Source organism: Arthrobacter sp. 'calajunan' (assembly GCF_046940185.1).
Classification (GTDB): Bacteria; Actinomycetota; Actinomycetes; order Actinomycetales; family Micrococcaceae; genus Glutamicibacter; species Glutamicibacter soli.
In genome coordinates, this window is the sequence record NZ_JBKZDY010000002.1 from 100,871 (window position 1) to 114,865 (window position 13,995).

Sequence of the window (13,995 nt, forward strand, 5' to 3'; positions counted from 1 at the left end):
TTGTTTTCTTTCGGGGCGCAGCGCACGATGCACCGACCCATGTCTAAGCCTACCGGGAAACCGCCAGAGCTGCAGTGGGCCAGGTATCACGTGGCGCGCCCCGAGGGGACGGCCTGCCCGAAAACCGGCTGCGGTGGAACGAAGCAAGTCCGGGGTCTTGATTTTCATGGCGCTGTCCAGCCCCACGAGGGCCAGGCAACTCGTCCTGGAGAACGAGCATGCTTCGCCCACGTCGTCCCCGAACCACTGGTGCGTACCAATGCCGCAGCCGATGAGCACCGACCGACGATTTTCACGGCATTTTGATCCTCCCGGGCAGGCCGGCGCGGAACCCGGGGTGCGGCGGAGTGCTCAGTCGCGTTGCGCCCAGCTCATGCAGTACTCCAGATTGGCCAGAACGCTGGCGGCGGCCGTCTTCTCGTCGCGTGCCTCGATGGCCCCGAGCAGCTCCTCATGCCCGGCCGCCAGGCATCCGTCGAAGCCGTCGAGCAGCCGCTGGTGCATTTTGGTTCCGTGGAAGATGTCGTTGAAACTCGTGTAGACCTCGTGCAGCAGCCGGTTTCCGGAAGCTTCGGCTACCACCAGGTGGAACTTCCAGTCCGCGTCGATCCATGCCTGGATGTCCCCTGCATGCCAGGCGCGGCGTCGGTCGTCGAGCAGTTCGCGCAGTTTGGCCATCTCACCGGCATCCGCACGGAGCGCCGCGAGCCGTGCGGCTTGGGTGTCCAATGCGAAGCGCAGCTGAAGCACGTCGGTGTCCTTGTGCTCCCGGTACACCTGTTGGGCGGCGCCGTCGAATTCATTCGCCGCCCGGACGTAGGTGCCGTCGCCGCGCAGGACTTCCAGCATGCCCGCATGGCTCAGGGCCTTGATGGCCTCGCGCAGGGTGCCACGGGACACCTGCAGCTGCTCCATGAGCTCGAATTCAGAGGGGATGCGTTCGTCGCGCTTCCATTGGCCGGACACGATGCGTTCGCGCAGCCAGTCGGTGACTTCATGCGACAGCGGGCCGCGGCGCGAAAAGTGCTGCGTCGATGACATCCCGCCTACTTTCCTGCGCCCGCGTCGACTTGCTGAAGCCGGCCGGCACGGCGCGTGCGCGTCCCCGCACTGAGCCACAGGGCCAGGAGCACCTGCAGCACCGCCGCTGCCACGAGGAGCCACAGCGGCACGCTCCAGCTGCCCAGCTGCGAGGAGAGCAGCCCCAGCGAGAACGGCCCGATGGCTGCCACAATGTAACCCACCGATTGGGCAAGGCTCGACATGGCCGAGGACTCCTCGACGCTCTCACCGCTGCGGCTGATGGAGAGCATCACCAGCGGGAACATGGTGAAGCCAATTCCGAGGAACACGGTCGGGAGCAGGGCCAGCTGAACCGGCAGCAGCTCAAGGGACACGAAACCCGCCAACGCGGCGCAGCTGGCAATCATGAAGGCAGCCCGGAGCAGTCCCCGGGCGGCCAGGGCCATGACCAGCACCGTGGCGGGAATGGTGACCAGCTGAAGCCCGCCGAGCAGCATGCCGGCGGCCGTGGGATCCATGCCCCGGTCAACCAGGATCGAGGGCAGCCAGCCCACGATGCTGTACACCAGCAGGGCCTGCAGCGTGAAGAGCCCGGTGATCAGCAGGCCGCGGCGGGTCGCCAACAGCGGCCAGGGCGACACCTGGCCCGCAGCGCCAACCGCCGGCTTTTCACGGCGCGCGCCGATCGCCAGCGGAGCCACCACGACCAGGGTCGCCAGCGTGGGAATGGCCCAGACGCCCAACGCCGCCAACGGCGAATCCAGCTGCAGGGCGATGGGAACGCTGATTCCGGATGCCAGGGCAGCTCCCGCGGACATGGTGATGGAATACAGGCTGGTGATGCCCGCCGTGCGCTGCGGGAAATACTTGCGGACAAACGACGGCATGGCCACATTGCACACAGCCAGCCCCGACATCGCCACGATAGTTCCCAGCAACAGCATGGACGTGGTGGGCGCCAAGCGGATCGACAGCCCCGCGGTAAGCATCACCAGCGCCAGCATCATGGACCGTTCCAGCCCTGACCACCGCATCAGCCGGGTTGTCGCCAACCCGGCAAAGGCGAAACACAGAACCGGAATCGTCGGCAGGAGCGCCGCCACCACGGGACCGTAGCCCAGCAGTTCCTGCAAGGCAGGAAACAGCGCCGCAGCGCTGGCCACGGCGACGCGGAGATTCAAACCCAGGAGAACGACAGCTGCCAGGGCCAGCGCCATGGTGGCCCTGCGGTATCCGCTGTGAGCGGCCGGCGGGGCCGGATCCGCTGCTGCGGGAGATGGAGCTGGGATGGAATCTACCTGTTCGGTCATTGTTCAAACGTTAGACGTCTGACGTTTTGCCGGTCAAGCTGCCGCCAGCTGCGGCGCCGCGCAGAGCCCCTCGCTGCTCGACTGGCAACCTCACCCGCTGGCGGGCATCCGGGCACCGCCGACGTGCCATGGATACCAGCACCGCCACTTCAATCCGAGAGGGACCCAGCCGCGGAGGGCCGGACGGAGTATCTGCTCAGCCGCTGCGTGGCTATGGGTCAATGGCCTGCAGCCAGTTCCAGCGCCGCATCGCCAACGTCCACAGCTTTGAGCCCCGGCCAGCCGTGCAGCATGCCCAGCCACTCCCCCGGAATCGCGCGGGCGCCGCAGGCGGCCCCGACCAGCGATCCGGCGATGGCCGCCACGGTGTCGGTATCCACCCCGCCGCGCACCGCGGCTTCCAGCGCTTCAACCAGCACCCGCCGGTCCAGCGGAGCCTGCCCGGTGCCGTGGCCGGTGGCGGCGCTGATGGCGCTCCACGCACCCTGGAAGGCTTCAACCACCCACCCGTTGTTGCTGAAGTCCTTCGGCGCCCTGGCTTCCGCGGCACTGATGCGCTGTTCCCAGAGTCCTGCGCGGGCCGGTTCCAGCAGGTGCAGCCCGCAGCGCAGATCCAGCTGCCCGGTGAGCACCGCATGGCGGATGGCCGCAGTCCACAGCCCGCAGGCCTCTGCGGCCTCCGGGTCGAAGTGCGTCAGGGCGCTGAGCTTTGCGGCGGCCGCGAAGGCTTCCTCAACCGGACGGTGCAGGTACGCCAGAGCGACCGGTGCGGTGCGCATCAGGCTCCCGTTGCCGCCCGAGCGGCCCGTCCGCTGGTGCGCGTCCTCCGCAGCCTGGATGGCATCCGCGGCCACCGGCAGCTCCCGCCCGCCGCGCCGCGCGAGGGATTCCGCCGCCCGCAACACCGCGCTGGTCTGCACACCGACATCCGGTGCGCTCTTGGCCCAGTCGGCCCATCCCCGCACCATCTGCGTGCAGGCTTCCTCCGACGCCGTCCCGCCGGAGGCCGCCAGCGCCTGCGCCATGACAATCGCCATGGAGGTGTCATCGGTCCATTCGCCGGGTGCGAAGTCCCCCAGGCCGCCGCCGATCATGCCGACCGGTTCGCCGGCTTCCATGGCCGGTTTGAATTCGTAGCCGGCGCCCAGCGCGTCGCCCGCGGCCAGCCCCAGCAGCACCCCGCGTACACGGTTGTCGCGGTCGGTTTCATTCTTCATGCATTCCCCTTGTCGTCAGGCATTCCCCGGCCCTTGGGCCTGTTGCCAATCTATCGAACGGCTGCGACAGTTCGGTCCCTCTGGTCGGCCACTCGGTCCTGCCTTGCGGGGAACATCCGGCCGGCTATTCCTGGAGCAGGTAGCGCGACAGCTCGGCCAGCCGTTGCGGGACGTGCGCTTCCATCCCCGCCGCGCGCATCCGGAATTCCAGCAGGCGTTCGATGAGGTACCAGAACTGCAGGGCGGGCAGGCGGGACTGGTCGTTGACCGGTCCACGCTGGTTCGGATCCCAGTAGCCGAACATCTCCAGCAGCTCGGACTTGTCCATGAACAGCTCGGGGTGCCGCGAGTACTTCTGCATCCGGTCCGGGATGAAGCCGCCGGCGCGGATCATCCACCCGGCGAACGTCGAATCGCTCTCGATGTCCCGGCCCTTCGGACCTTCTCCCTTGGGCCGGGCCAGCCGTTGGGCCACATGGCAGGCCAGCGCCGCCGGATCGTCCTTGAGCTTGCGGCCGCGCTGGGTCGCGGCGAGCACCCCCTTGGTCTTGCGCAGCAGTCCCATCTGCTGGGCCGCTTCGCGCAGCCGGATCACCGCAGGCATGTTGTTCTCGCGCTGGGTGGCCCCGCGTTCGTAGTCGATGCCCGCCAGCTACGCGCGGTCCAGCAGCTCGCCGACGACCTTCGGCGGCAGCCAGCCGGCGGCGGTGAGCTTCACCGGCTCGCTGCACAGCTCGATCAGCACCGCGAAGGGGCGGAGCAGCTCCACGAACCACGGCGGTGCGGCGCCGCCTGCCGGGTCCAGGCTCAAGCCGATCTGCGCGGCAGGCACGGACAGCGCCCTGCGCAGCTCCGGTTCCATCGTTTCGAACCAGCGGCCCAAGCCGTTGCCGCCGGTGAATTGCGCGGCAAGCATGTCCAGGCGCAGGTTGGCCACCTCCCTGCGGAATTCGGCGGGATCCAGCGGATTCCAGCGTCCCCCGCGCCAGTGCATCCAGTCCACGATGTGCTGGGCATCGAGGAAATCCGGGGCCGGGGCGCCGCGGAAGATCGAGAGCTTCTCTTGCCAGCCGTGGATCCCGCCGCTGTCCTCCAGCGGGGCGCGCAGCTGCCCGTCCATGACGCGGTAGGGAGCCTCGTCCCGGGCCTTGGCCCGCTGTGACTCGACGGTGATCTTGTGCATCCAGCAATCGCCGAAGTCGTATTCGAAGTACAGTTCGCCGTCCGCTGCGTTCAGCGCCTGGCCCAGCGTCGTGATCTCCTGCGGTTCGCCGATCCCGATCTCCCACCGGCTGCGCTCTTCGTACCAGGTGATGGGGTCCGCGGCACCCCGGCGCTCATACGGTGGGTCGCTGTGGAAGGCCTGCAGGTGCGCGTGCTCCCATCCCATCGCGCATTGCAGCGCCAGCCCTGCCTCGTCGAGCATGATGCCGTCATCGATTTCCAGGGTGCGCCAGATGGCCGGTTCGGAGCCTTCCAGCACGATGCGCAGTGTGAGCATTCGACGCAGTGGTATCACGGGTTGCATGGCCACGAGTTTATCGGGGCCCGCCGCCAGCCGCTCGGATCCCACTCCGGGGCGGGTCCCGAAACCGGTTCCAGGCCGAGCATGGAATCCCCGAGGCCTCCGGGAGGCCCGGATCACCACCCATACTCATGGCGGATTATCAGGACCTGCACAGCTACGCAGGGGTTTTTTCGGGCTATTGGCTGAAATTGCGCAGGAAATAGGGTGAACCGCTCCCGAGGGAATACCGTTAGAGGAGGAAACCCGCTCGTTGGCTCCCCGACGGGCCCACCGAGCACCCGGCGCCGTGGCCCCGTTTGGCACGCCTGTCCCCCTGTAAAGGCTTAATTTTGAACGGCAATGCAACCTTCAGACACAACAATGTAGCCCTCCTCTCGGTGAACAGCGTGCTGGCCGATCAGGTGCTCAGCTCGGCCGAATTCGACGAGCGGCTGGCCCCGAGTCTGAAGCGGCTGCGCCTGTCCAAGAAACTGCTCGAACGTGTTTCCGGCGTCGCCGAACGCCGCTGGTGGTCCGAGGGAACCACCTTCGACGATGCGGCGGTGAAGGCCGGCGAGCAGGCGCTGGAGGCCTCCGGCATCGAGCCGGGGCAGATCGGGTTGCTGATCAACACCTCGGTGACCCGCCGCAATCTGGAGCCCTCGGTGGCGTCCAAGATCCACCACGGCCTGGGCCTGCCCTCCTCCGCGATGAACTTCGACATCGCCAACGCCTGCCTGGGCTTCGTCAACGGCATGACCCTGGCCGCGAACATGATCGATTCCGGGCAGATCAGCTACGCGTTGATCGTCGCCGGCGAGGACGCCCAGCCCACCCAGGAGGTCACCTTCCAGCGGCTGAACGACCCGAACTCCACCCGCGAGGACTACCTGCGCCAGTTCGCCACCCTCACCCTGGGCTCCGGCGCGGCGGCCGCGGTCATCGGCCCTGCCGATGCGCACCCGGGCAAGCCGAAGATCCTGGGTGGGGTCTCCCGTGCCGGCACCGCGCACCACGAGCTGTGCGTGGGCGGGCCGGCTGGCATGTACACCGACAGCAAGGGACTGCTGGACAACGGCCTGGAACTGGTGGTCGACGCCTGGGACGAGGCGCACGCCGCCGGCTGGAACTGGAAGTCCATGGACCGCTACGTCACGCACCAGGTCTCCAAGTCGTACACCAACGCCATCATCAAGGCCGTGGGCCTGGTCAAGGACAAGGTCCCGGTGACCTTCCCCAAGTGGGGCAACGTGGGCCCTGCCTCGCTGCCGATGACCCTGTGGCAGGAGGCGAAGTCGCTCAAGCCCGGGGACCGGGTGCTGTGCATGGGGGTGGGCTCGGGACTGAACACCGCGATGATGGAGCTGGCCTGGTGACCGGCCCATTCCCCGGCGTCGCCCAGCAGCACTCCCGCCACCTGACAGTTCCGTCCACCTCCCTGGTCGACGTCCCGGGCACCAGCCACCGCTGGCACCTGCTGGACAACCAGACTGAACTCGAATCCCGCGGCATCACCCCGGTCGGCACCCTGCTGTGCGTGCACGGCAACCCCACCTGGTCCTACCTGTGGCGATCCTTGTTCGCCCACGTCTCACGGCGCGCCCTGCCCTGGCGCATCGTCGCGGTGGACCAGCTGGACATGGGCTTCTCCGAGCGCACCGGAGTCTTCCGCCGCCTGGCCGACCGGGTCAACGACCTGGGCGACCTGACCGCTGCGCTGCAGCTGTCCGGCCCGGTCACCACCGTGGGCCATGACTGGGGCGGGATCATCTCCCTGGGCTGGGCCGTGGCCCACCGCGGGCAGCTGGCGAATGTGGTGCTGACCAATACCGCGGTGCACCCGGCCGGCTTCGAGCTGCCCGCCGCGCTGCAGCTGGCCTCCCACCCGGCGGTGCACGGCTGGGGCACCACCAGCACCGATGCGTTCCTGCGGGTCACCCACTCGCTGGCCACCCCCGCGCTGGCCCCCGAGGTCAGGAAGGCCTACATGTCCCCCTACACCAGCGCCGCGCAGCGCACCGGGGTGGGCAACTTCGTCGCAGACATCCCCTTCGCACCCGGCCATCCCAGCCGCCCGGCCCTGGATTCCATCTCCGAGGCCATCCGCGAACTCACCGTGCCGGCCCTGATGCTGTGGGGACCGAAGGACCCGGTCTTCTCCGACCGCTACCTGCGCGACTTGATGGACCGCCTGCCGCAGGCCAAGGTGCACCGCTTCGAGGGCGCCGGGCACCTGGTGGCCGAGGACCGCGACATCGCCACCCCGATCTTCGACTGGCTCCAGTCCGCCGGCGCCGGCGAGACCGTGCGCGCGGGCAGCCTGCAGGACTACCGTCCGATGCTCGCGCAGCTCGACGAGCGCACCGCGGATCACAGCCCCGCGGTGGTGGACATCAGCCCGCCTCGCACGCTGTCCTGGGCGCAGCTCGGCCAGCGCGTGAACGCCCTGGCCAAGGGCCTGGAGCGGATCGGCGTGCGCCCCGGCTCCCGGGTCAACCTGCTGGTCCCGCCGGGCATCGAGCTGACCACGCTGATCTACGCCTGCCTGCGCCTGGGCGCGGTGATCGTGGTGGCCGACGCGGGCCTGGGCACCAGGGGACTGGGCCGGGCCATCAAGGGCGCCGGGCCGCAGTTCCTGATCGGCATCCAGCGCGCGCTCATCGGCGCCAAGGCGCTGAATTGGCCGGGCACGCGCATTTCCGCCACGCAGCTGCCGCCGGCCCTGGCCAAGGTCCTGGGCGTCGGGCACTCGGTACCGCAGCTGCTGGAGGCCGGCGCCGCGGGCGCCCCGCAGGCCGGGGACTTCGCCCCGGCGGACCCTGACGCGGATGCAGCGGTGCTATTCACCTCCGGCTCCACCGGCCCGGCCAAGGGCGTGGTGTACACCCATCGCCAGCTGGCCGCCATGCGCGACACCCTGTCCGCCACCTACCAGCTGAAGCCCGGCTCCGCGCTGGTGGCAGGCTTTGCGCCGTTCGCACTGCTGGGACCCGCCCTGGGCGCCACCTCGGTGACCCCGGACATGGACGTGACCGCACCGAAGACGCTCACCGCCGCCGCGCTGGCCGACGCGGCCGCCGCGATCGACGCCACCGTGGTCTTCGCTTCCCCGGCAGCCTTGGCCAACGTGCTGGCTACCCGGGATGAGCTGACCACCGCGCAGCGCCGGGCGCTGGAGCAGGTGTCCCTGCTGCTGTCGGCCGGGGCGCCGATCCCGGAGCCGCTGCTGGCCGAGGTCCAGCAGCTGGCCCCGCAGGCCTCGGTGCACACCCCCTACGGCATGACTGAGGCCCTGCCGGTCACGGACATCGACCTGGCCGGCATCCGCGCGGCAGGTTCCGGCAACGGCGTCTGCGTGGGCACCCCGGTCGCCGGGGCCAGCGTGGCCATCGCGGTGCTGGACGCCGCGGGCGAGCCCGCCGCCGAGCCGTCCACCGAGCCCGGGCTGACCGGCGAGATCCTGGTCCGCGCCCCACATGTGAAGGACCGCTACGACCGGTTGTGGATCACCGAGCAGCTGAGCACCTCCATCCCCGGATGGCACCGCACCGGCGACGTGGGGCACCTCGACGCCCAGGGACGACTGTGGGTCGAAGGCCGCCTGGGCCATGTGCTGCGCACCGCCAGCGGCCCGCTCACCCCGGTGGAAGCCGAGAACCTGGCGCAATCGGTGCCCGGTGCCGGACGCACCGCGCTGGTTCCGGTCGGCCCGTCCGGGACGCAGAGCGCGGTGATCGTGATGGAAACCGTGCCGCCGGCCCGCAAGCCGGCCCCTGCCTCCCCCGGGCTGTCGCAGCAGGTCCGCCAGGCCGTCGCGGCCGCCGGCGTCGAGGTCTCGGCCGTGCTGGTGGTCCCCGAGCTGCCCACGGACATCCGCCACAACTCGAAGATCGACCGGGCGCACCTGGCCGGCTGGGCCTCCGCCACGCTGGCAGGAGGAAGGATCCGCAAGCCATGACTCCACGCAACCAGCCGATAACCGCGCGCAGGGTGCTGGTCACCGGTGCCAGCGGCATGCTCGGCGGTGCTGTCGCGCAGCGGCTGCGCGAGAAGGGCCACCAGGTACGCACCTTCCAGCGCCGCGCATCCCAAGGCGCCACCGACGAGGTACTCGGTTCGCTGACCGAAACGGCGCAGATCGCCCGCGCGGTCGACTCCATGGACGCCGTCATCCATCTGGCCGCCAAGGTGTCCTTCACCGGGCGTTGGGAGGAGTTCGTCGCCACGAACATCGACGGGACCAGGCACCTGCTGGACGCCGCCGAGGCGGCCGGGGTCAAGGACTTCGTATTCGTCTCCTCGCCTTCGGTCGCGCACTTCGGCGAGCCGCTGGCCGGAGCCGAGGCGGGTCCTGCCGACCCGTCCAGGGCCCGTGGCAACTATGCCCGGTCCAAGGCCGCGGCGGAGCTCGAAGCCCTGTCCCGCAACAGCGACCGGTTCCGAGTCGCCGCGATCCGCCCACACGTGGTGTGGGGCCCGGGCGACACCCAACTGGTGGAGCGCGTCATCGAACGCTCCGCCAGCGGACGATTGCCGCTGTTGGACCACGGCGCGGCGCTGATCGACACCACCTACATCGACAACGCGGTGGCCGCCATCGTCCGGGGGCTGGAGCGCATGCAGCAGGCTCAGGGACTCCCGCTGGTCGTCACCAACGGCGAACCGCGCCCGGTCGGCGAGTTGATCGCCGGGATCTGCCAGGCCGGCGGGGCGCCCGCCCCCAGATTCAGCGTGCCGGGCTGGCTGGCCCGCGGCGCCGGGGCGGTCATCGAACGCGCCTGGCTTGCCGCCGGCACCCGCAACCTGGTCCATGACGAACCGCCCATGACTCGATTCCTGGCCGAGCAGCTGTCCACCGCGCACTGGTTCGACCAGCGCGAAACCCACCGGGTACTGGACTGGCGGCCTGAGGTCACGATCGACCAAGGACTGGCAAAGCTTGCAGCCCACTATGGAGGAAAAGCGCCGCTGGCGATCCACTGATTCTCCGGCTCTGTCCCCTTTTCGGGGACAGGGCCATTTTTTGAAACTACCTGGTTTCGACAAAGGGAATATTACCCAACGGTAAAGCGTTTAGGCGCTTTCACTAGGCTTTTTACGTTTAAGTCACGGCGTTGGTGGTGTCGCTCTCACTTCCGCTGAATACCGGGCTTTCCCTTCGGGCGACACGTATGGTGGTGTGGAGAATCCCGCCAACCAGGAGAAAAGAAAACATGAGTGCCGTCATCGCCCGGGCCGAAGCACGACCCAAGTACAGGGTCAGCATGGTCGAACTGCTGATTCTTGCTGTGGGCGCGACAACCGTGAATTCCGCGCTGTACTTCACCGGAATGTCCGCCGGGGCATCTTTCGACGTGACCGGGGCGCCGTTCGACGAAATCACCTACACCCTGGTGAGCGTGGCTAGCTTCGTGCCGATCCTGCTGATGGGCACCGTAGCCCTCTACCTGGGCTGGCTCAAGCCGTCCATCCTTCCGGCAGCCCGCTGGATCGGCGTCATTCTCGCGCTGGGCTCCATCGCCAGCTCCTACGTGGTGACCGACAGCTTTGCCGCGGGCACCTGGCTCGGCCTGATGCATGTCGTCAGCGCCGTCGCCTGGTACGTTGCCGTGGGGCGCAAGTCCGCCCAGTAGCACCGCAGTGACAAGGCCGCGCCACCCCGAAGGGTGGCGCGGTTTTTCTTTGTACCTTCCAGGTCGCTGGCATTGGGCTGGAGGAGGCATCTGCCATCCAACAGGCGGCGCACAGCATGTTTCACAGCATTCAACGAAGGCTACATTCGGCCGCCACAAGGGCTGACCGGCGCGAGAGTTGGCGGCGCGAGAGTTGGCGGCGCGTCTAGAGCTGGGTCATGAACTTACTGCTTGTAAGGGTTCGGAGGCGTCTCGGGGCCGTTGCCCGAATTGGGGCCAGCAGGTGGCTGGTTGCCGGTGGCGCCCGGGCCAGGAGTCCCCGAGGCTCGCGGTGCCGAAGGACCTGTTGGAGGAATCGGATTAATCTGGAATGAACCTTGATCGCTCGGTGGAGTCCCGCCGGCCAACCGCACGAGCTCTGCGGTGTTTTCCGCCGTGCGGATCTGCGCAAGCAGTGATTCCAGACCGGCGCGCGCAAGTACCAGATAAATCAGGCAGAACAGCGGGCCAATCAGAATCAAGACGACGAAGCCGAATGCGCCATTGGCGCGGAAGCTGGCTATCACGAAGGCAAGATAGCTCACGATCAGCAAGAGCATGATCAGGATGTAAACGATCTTGATGATCGACGGAGTGACGAATTTGCGGAAGTCTAAATCGAATAGCGCTTTCACGAATGGACCTGCTTTCTCAATGCAGTAAGGATGCTACCGCCGAGACTACCCAACAAATATTCTGTTGATAAGAGGATTCAGAAGAATTTTCCATCTGTTGAATCAAATATCAGAGTGAAATTCCAAAAGGGACCCTGCTCGTGAAATATCCAATGCCCCAAGTACAGGCTGTTGACGGGAAATTTCTATGTACCTAGGGGCAGCCGCCATTGCAGGCTATTCAACGAAATCGCTCCAGCGTTTTTTGTTCTCGACTTCCAATAGGGAGTCGCATGCCTAGGATGAGACCATGAGCGATATTCCCAAGCCCCCGATGATTCCCCGGCGTCTGGCCTCGGGTTGCACGGTGCGAGCCATCGCTCCGTCCTGCTCCCGAGCCTATGTGATGCACCACGACAATACGCAGTGGATCAACGAGCGCTTCACCGCCATGGGGCTCCGGCTGCAGTATGGTGAGCACGTCGATGAGCTGGACGATTTCGACAGCTCCCCCATCGCTTCCCGTCTGGCCGACCTGCACGCCGCGTTCGCGGATCCGGAAGTCGACGGGATCATCAGCGTCATCGGCGGGTTCAACGCCAACGAGTTGCTGCCCTACCTGGACTGGGACCTCATTGCCGCAAATCCCAAGGTCTTTTGCGGCTATTCGGACTTCACCGTACTTGCCAACGCCATCTACGCCAGAACCGGCTTGATCACCTACGTCGGAGCTCACTGGTCCTCCTTCGGGATGCGTGACCATTTCGAGCCAACCGGCCAGTGGTTCCGGCAGGCAACCCACGAAATGTCCTGGTCCATCGAGCACGGCACGGAGTTTACCGACGACCTGTGGTTCATGGACCAGGAACACCGCATCATACATGGCACCGACGGCCCATGGATTATTAATCCCGGGCAGACAACAGGCCGGGTAATCGGAGGCAACCTCGGCACGCTGAGGCTGCTGCAGGGCGGCGACATGATGCCCGAGTTGGCTGGCTCGCTGCTATTCCTCGAGGACGACGGCGCCGCAGACGCCGATGAATTCGCGCGCAGCCTCGCCTCGTTGCTGCAGATGCCAGGGGCTGAAAAGATCCGGGGCCTTGCCATCGGCAGGTTTCAGCTCGAATCCAAGATCACTCGGTCGCTGCTGGAACAGGTACTCGCCAAGCATCCGCGGCTGTCCTCCGTGCCGGTAGTCGCCAATCTGGACTTCGGGCACACCAGCCCGATGTTCACCCTGCCCATCGGCGGCTGGGCCACGCTCGATACCGACAACGGCAGCGTCCGGCTGGACTTTGCCCACCATCCCGACGGGCTCGCCGACTGATTTCCGGCCGGAAAGGCAGCAACGGGCTGGCGCCCGCCGAATTCCTTCGGCGGGCGCCAGCCCGTCAACCTTGTGTGCCGTGGATTGCAGCACCAACGCGGTGTTGCAGCTATGCCTTGTCGATGGCTTCCTTCAAGGTCGACAGCAGCAGCGCCACCGATGAAGGATTGGCATTGGGGCCCATCAGCCCGATGCGCCACACCGTATTTGCGTACTGTCCCACGCCGCCGCCGATCTCGATATTGAACCGCTCCAGCAGGTAGCCCCGGACCTTGGCAGAATCCACATTCTCGGGAACCTTCACCGTGGTCAGCTGCGGCAGGCGGTAGCCCTCCGCCGCGAACAGCTCCAGGCCCATCTCCTGCAGGCCGTCCTGCAGAGCCGTACCGGCAGCCTGGTGGCGCGCAGTCACCGAGTCAAGACCCTCGCTGAGGATGCGATCAAGGCCTGCTTCCAGCGAAGCCACCATGGCCACTGGCGCCGTGTGGTGGTAAGTTCGGCCTCCGCCGGTGGAACCGGTGGTGTATCCGCCCAGCAGTCCCAAGTCCAGGTACCAGGACTGCGGCTTCTGCACCCGGCGCTCGAAGGCGCGGTCCGAAATGGTGAACGGCGCCAGTCCGGGTGCCACGCCGATGCACTTCTGGGTGCCGGCATAACCAACGTCGATGCCCCATTCGTCGGCGAGCACGGGCATGCCGCCGATGGACGTCACCGCGTCAGTGATCAACAGAGCGTCGCCCTTGATGGCACCCAACGCGGCGATGTCGGACAGCACTCCGGTGCTCGTCTCGGCGTGGACTCCGGCGATCACCGTCGGATTCGGGTGGGCCTCGGCCACTCGCTGCGCATCGATCGGAGTTCCATACTCGTGGTCTACCCGGACAACCTCGGCACCCACGCGCGAAGCCACCTCGCACATACGCTCGCCAAACAGGCCGTTGATGGCGATCACTGCCACATCACCCGGGTTGATGGTGTTCACGAAGGCGGCTTCCATGCCTGCGGACCCGGTGGCGCTCAGCGGCAGGGTTCGGGCGTTGGACGTACCCCACAGGGTGCGCAGCGATTCGCAGACCCGGTCCATGCGGGCAATGAATGCCGGGTCAAGGTGTCCGAGCAACGGCAGGCCAAGGGCCGCGGTGGCCTCCGGGTACGGGTTGCTGGGACCAGGGCCGAAAAGTTGACGCTGAAGAACTGGCTGGGTCATGACGACTCGCTTTCTTGACACGGTGAAGCTCGAACGTGCCTCAAGCCTAACGCCGGTCACCAGTCAAAACGAAAGTTAACTTCCGTATGACAATAATTCCACAGTTCAAAGAATC

At 67.0% G+C, this 13,995-nt stretch carries 12 protein-coding genes; 5 read left to right on the forward strand and 7 right to left on the reverse strand.

All coding sequences use genetic code 11. The features are described 5' to 3' along the window. Positions 1 to 351: 351 nt before the first annotated feature. The 5 genes from RF641_RS02980 to RF641_RS03000 form a co-directional block, all read right to left on the reverse strand. Positions 352 to 1,041: a FadR/GntR family transcriptional regulator gene (locus RF641_RS02980; protein ID WP_161449671.1), complete on the reverse strand. Its 690-nt coding sequence runs from the start codon at positions 1,039 to 1,041 to the stop codon at positions 352 to 354. A gap of 5 nt (positions 1,042 to 1,046) precedes the next feature. Next, entirely contained in the window at positions 1,047 to 2,333 is a 1,287-nt protein-coding gene (locus RF641_RS02985; RefSeq protein ID WP_424572470.1) for an MFS transporter, read from the reverse strand. A gap of 218 nt (positions 2,334 to 2,551) precedes the next feature. Further along, positions 2,552 to 3,550: an ADP-ribosylglycohydrolase family protein gene (locus RF641_RS02990; protein ID WP_424572471.1), complete on the reverse strand. Its 999-nt coding sequence runs from the start codon at positions 3,548 to 3,550 to the stop codon at positions 2,552 to 2,554. Positions 3,551 to 3,674: 124 nt separating this feature from the next. Next, positions 3,675 to 4,154, reverse strand: coding sequence for a hypothetical protein (locus RF641_RS02995; RefSeq protein WP_424572472.1), 480 nt, complete (start codon positions 4,152 to 4,154; stop codon positions 3,675 to 3,677). Positions 4,155 to 4,202: 48 nt separating this feature from the next. Further along, positions 4,203 to 5,051: a plasmid pRiA4b ORF-3 family protein gene (locus tag RF641_RS03000; protein ID WP_424572473.1), complete on the reverse strand. Its 849-nt coding sequence runs from the start codon at positions 5,049 to 5,051 to the stop codon at positions 4,203 to 4,205. 356 nt (positions 5,052 to 5,407) lie between these two features. Between RF641_RS03000 and RF641_RS03005 the strand changes: the two genes are divergently transcribed. The 4 genes from RF641_RS03005 (at position 5,408) to RF641_RS03020 (ending at position 10,690) form a co-directional block, all read left to right on the forward strand. Continuing rightward, positions 5,408 to 6,433, forward strand: a complete 1,026-nt coding sequence (locus tag RF641_RS03005; protein WP_424572474.1) for a 3-oxoacyl-ACP synthase III — start codon at positions 5,408 to 5,410, stop codon at positions 6,431 to 6,433. Then, complete coding sequence (locus tag RF641_RS03010) at positions 6,430 to 9,015, forward strand: alpha/beta fold hydrolase (RefSeq protein ID WP_424572475.1); 2,586 nt, start codon at positions 6,430 to 6,432, stop codon at positions 9,013 to 9,015. The genes RF641_RS03005 and RF641_RS03010 overlap by 4 nt, the downstream gene beginning before the upstream one ends. Beyond that, on the forward strand, positions 9,012 to 10,040 hold the full coding sequence (locus RF641_RS03015; protein WP_161449675.1) for an NAD-dependent epimerase/dehydratase family protein: 1,029 nt from the start codon (positions 9,012 to 9,014) through the stop codon (positions 10,038 to 10,040). Before RF641_RS03010 ends, RF641_RS03015 begins: the two co-directional genes overlap by 4 nt. A gap of 230 nt (positions 10,041 to 10,270) precedes the next feature. Next, the gene (locus RF641_RS03020; RefSeq protein ID WP_047121095.1) at positions 10,271 to 10,690 is read left to right on the forward strand and encodes a DUF6069 family protein; all 420 of its coding nucleotides are present in this window, start codon (positions 10,271 to 10,273) and stop codon (positions 10,688 to 10,690) included. A gap of 224 nt (positions 10,691 to 10,914) precedes the next feature. Here RF641_RS03020 and RF641_RS03025 read toward each other — a convergent pair whose 3' ends face one another. Then, positions 10,915 to 11,364 (reverse strand): DUF4282 domain-containing protein, encoded by a 450-nt coding sequence (locus RF641_RS03025; RefSeq protein ID WP_052772610.1) that lies wholly within the window; start codon positions 11,362 to 11,364, stop codon positions 10,915 to 10,917. 289 nt (positions 11,365 to 11,653) lie between these two features. On the opposite strand from RF641_RS03025, the gene RF641_RS03030 reads away from it, so the two are divergent. Continuing rightward, positions 11,654 to 12,673, forward strand: a complete 1,020-nt coding sequence (locus RF641_RS03030; protein ID WP_047121093.1) for a S66 family peptidase — start codon at positions 11,654 to 11,656, stop codon at positions 12,671 to 12,673. 109 nt (positions 12,674 to 12,782) lie between these two features. Here the strand turns inward: RF641_RS03030 and RF641_RS03035 are convergent, their stop codons facing one another. Next, on the reverse strand, positions 12,783 to 13,880 hold the full coding sequence (locus tag RF641_RS03035; RefSeq protein ID WP_047121092.1) for a pyridoxal-phosphate-dependent aminotransferase family protein: 1,098 nt from the start codon (positions 13,878 to 13,880) through the stop codon (positions 12,783 to 12,785). Positions 13,881 to 13,995: the final 115 nt, after the last annotated feature.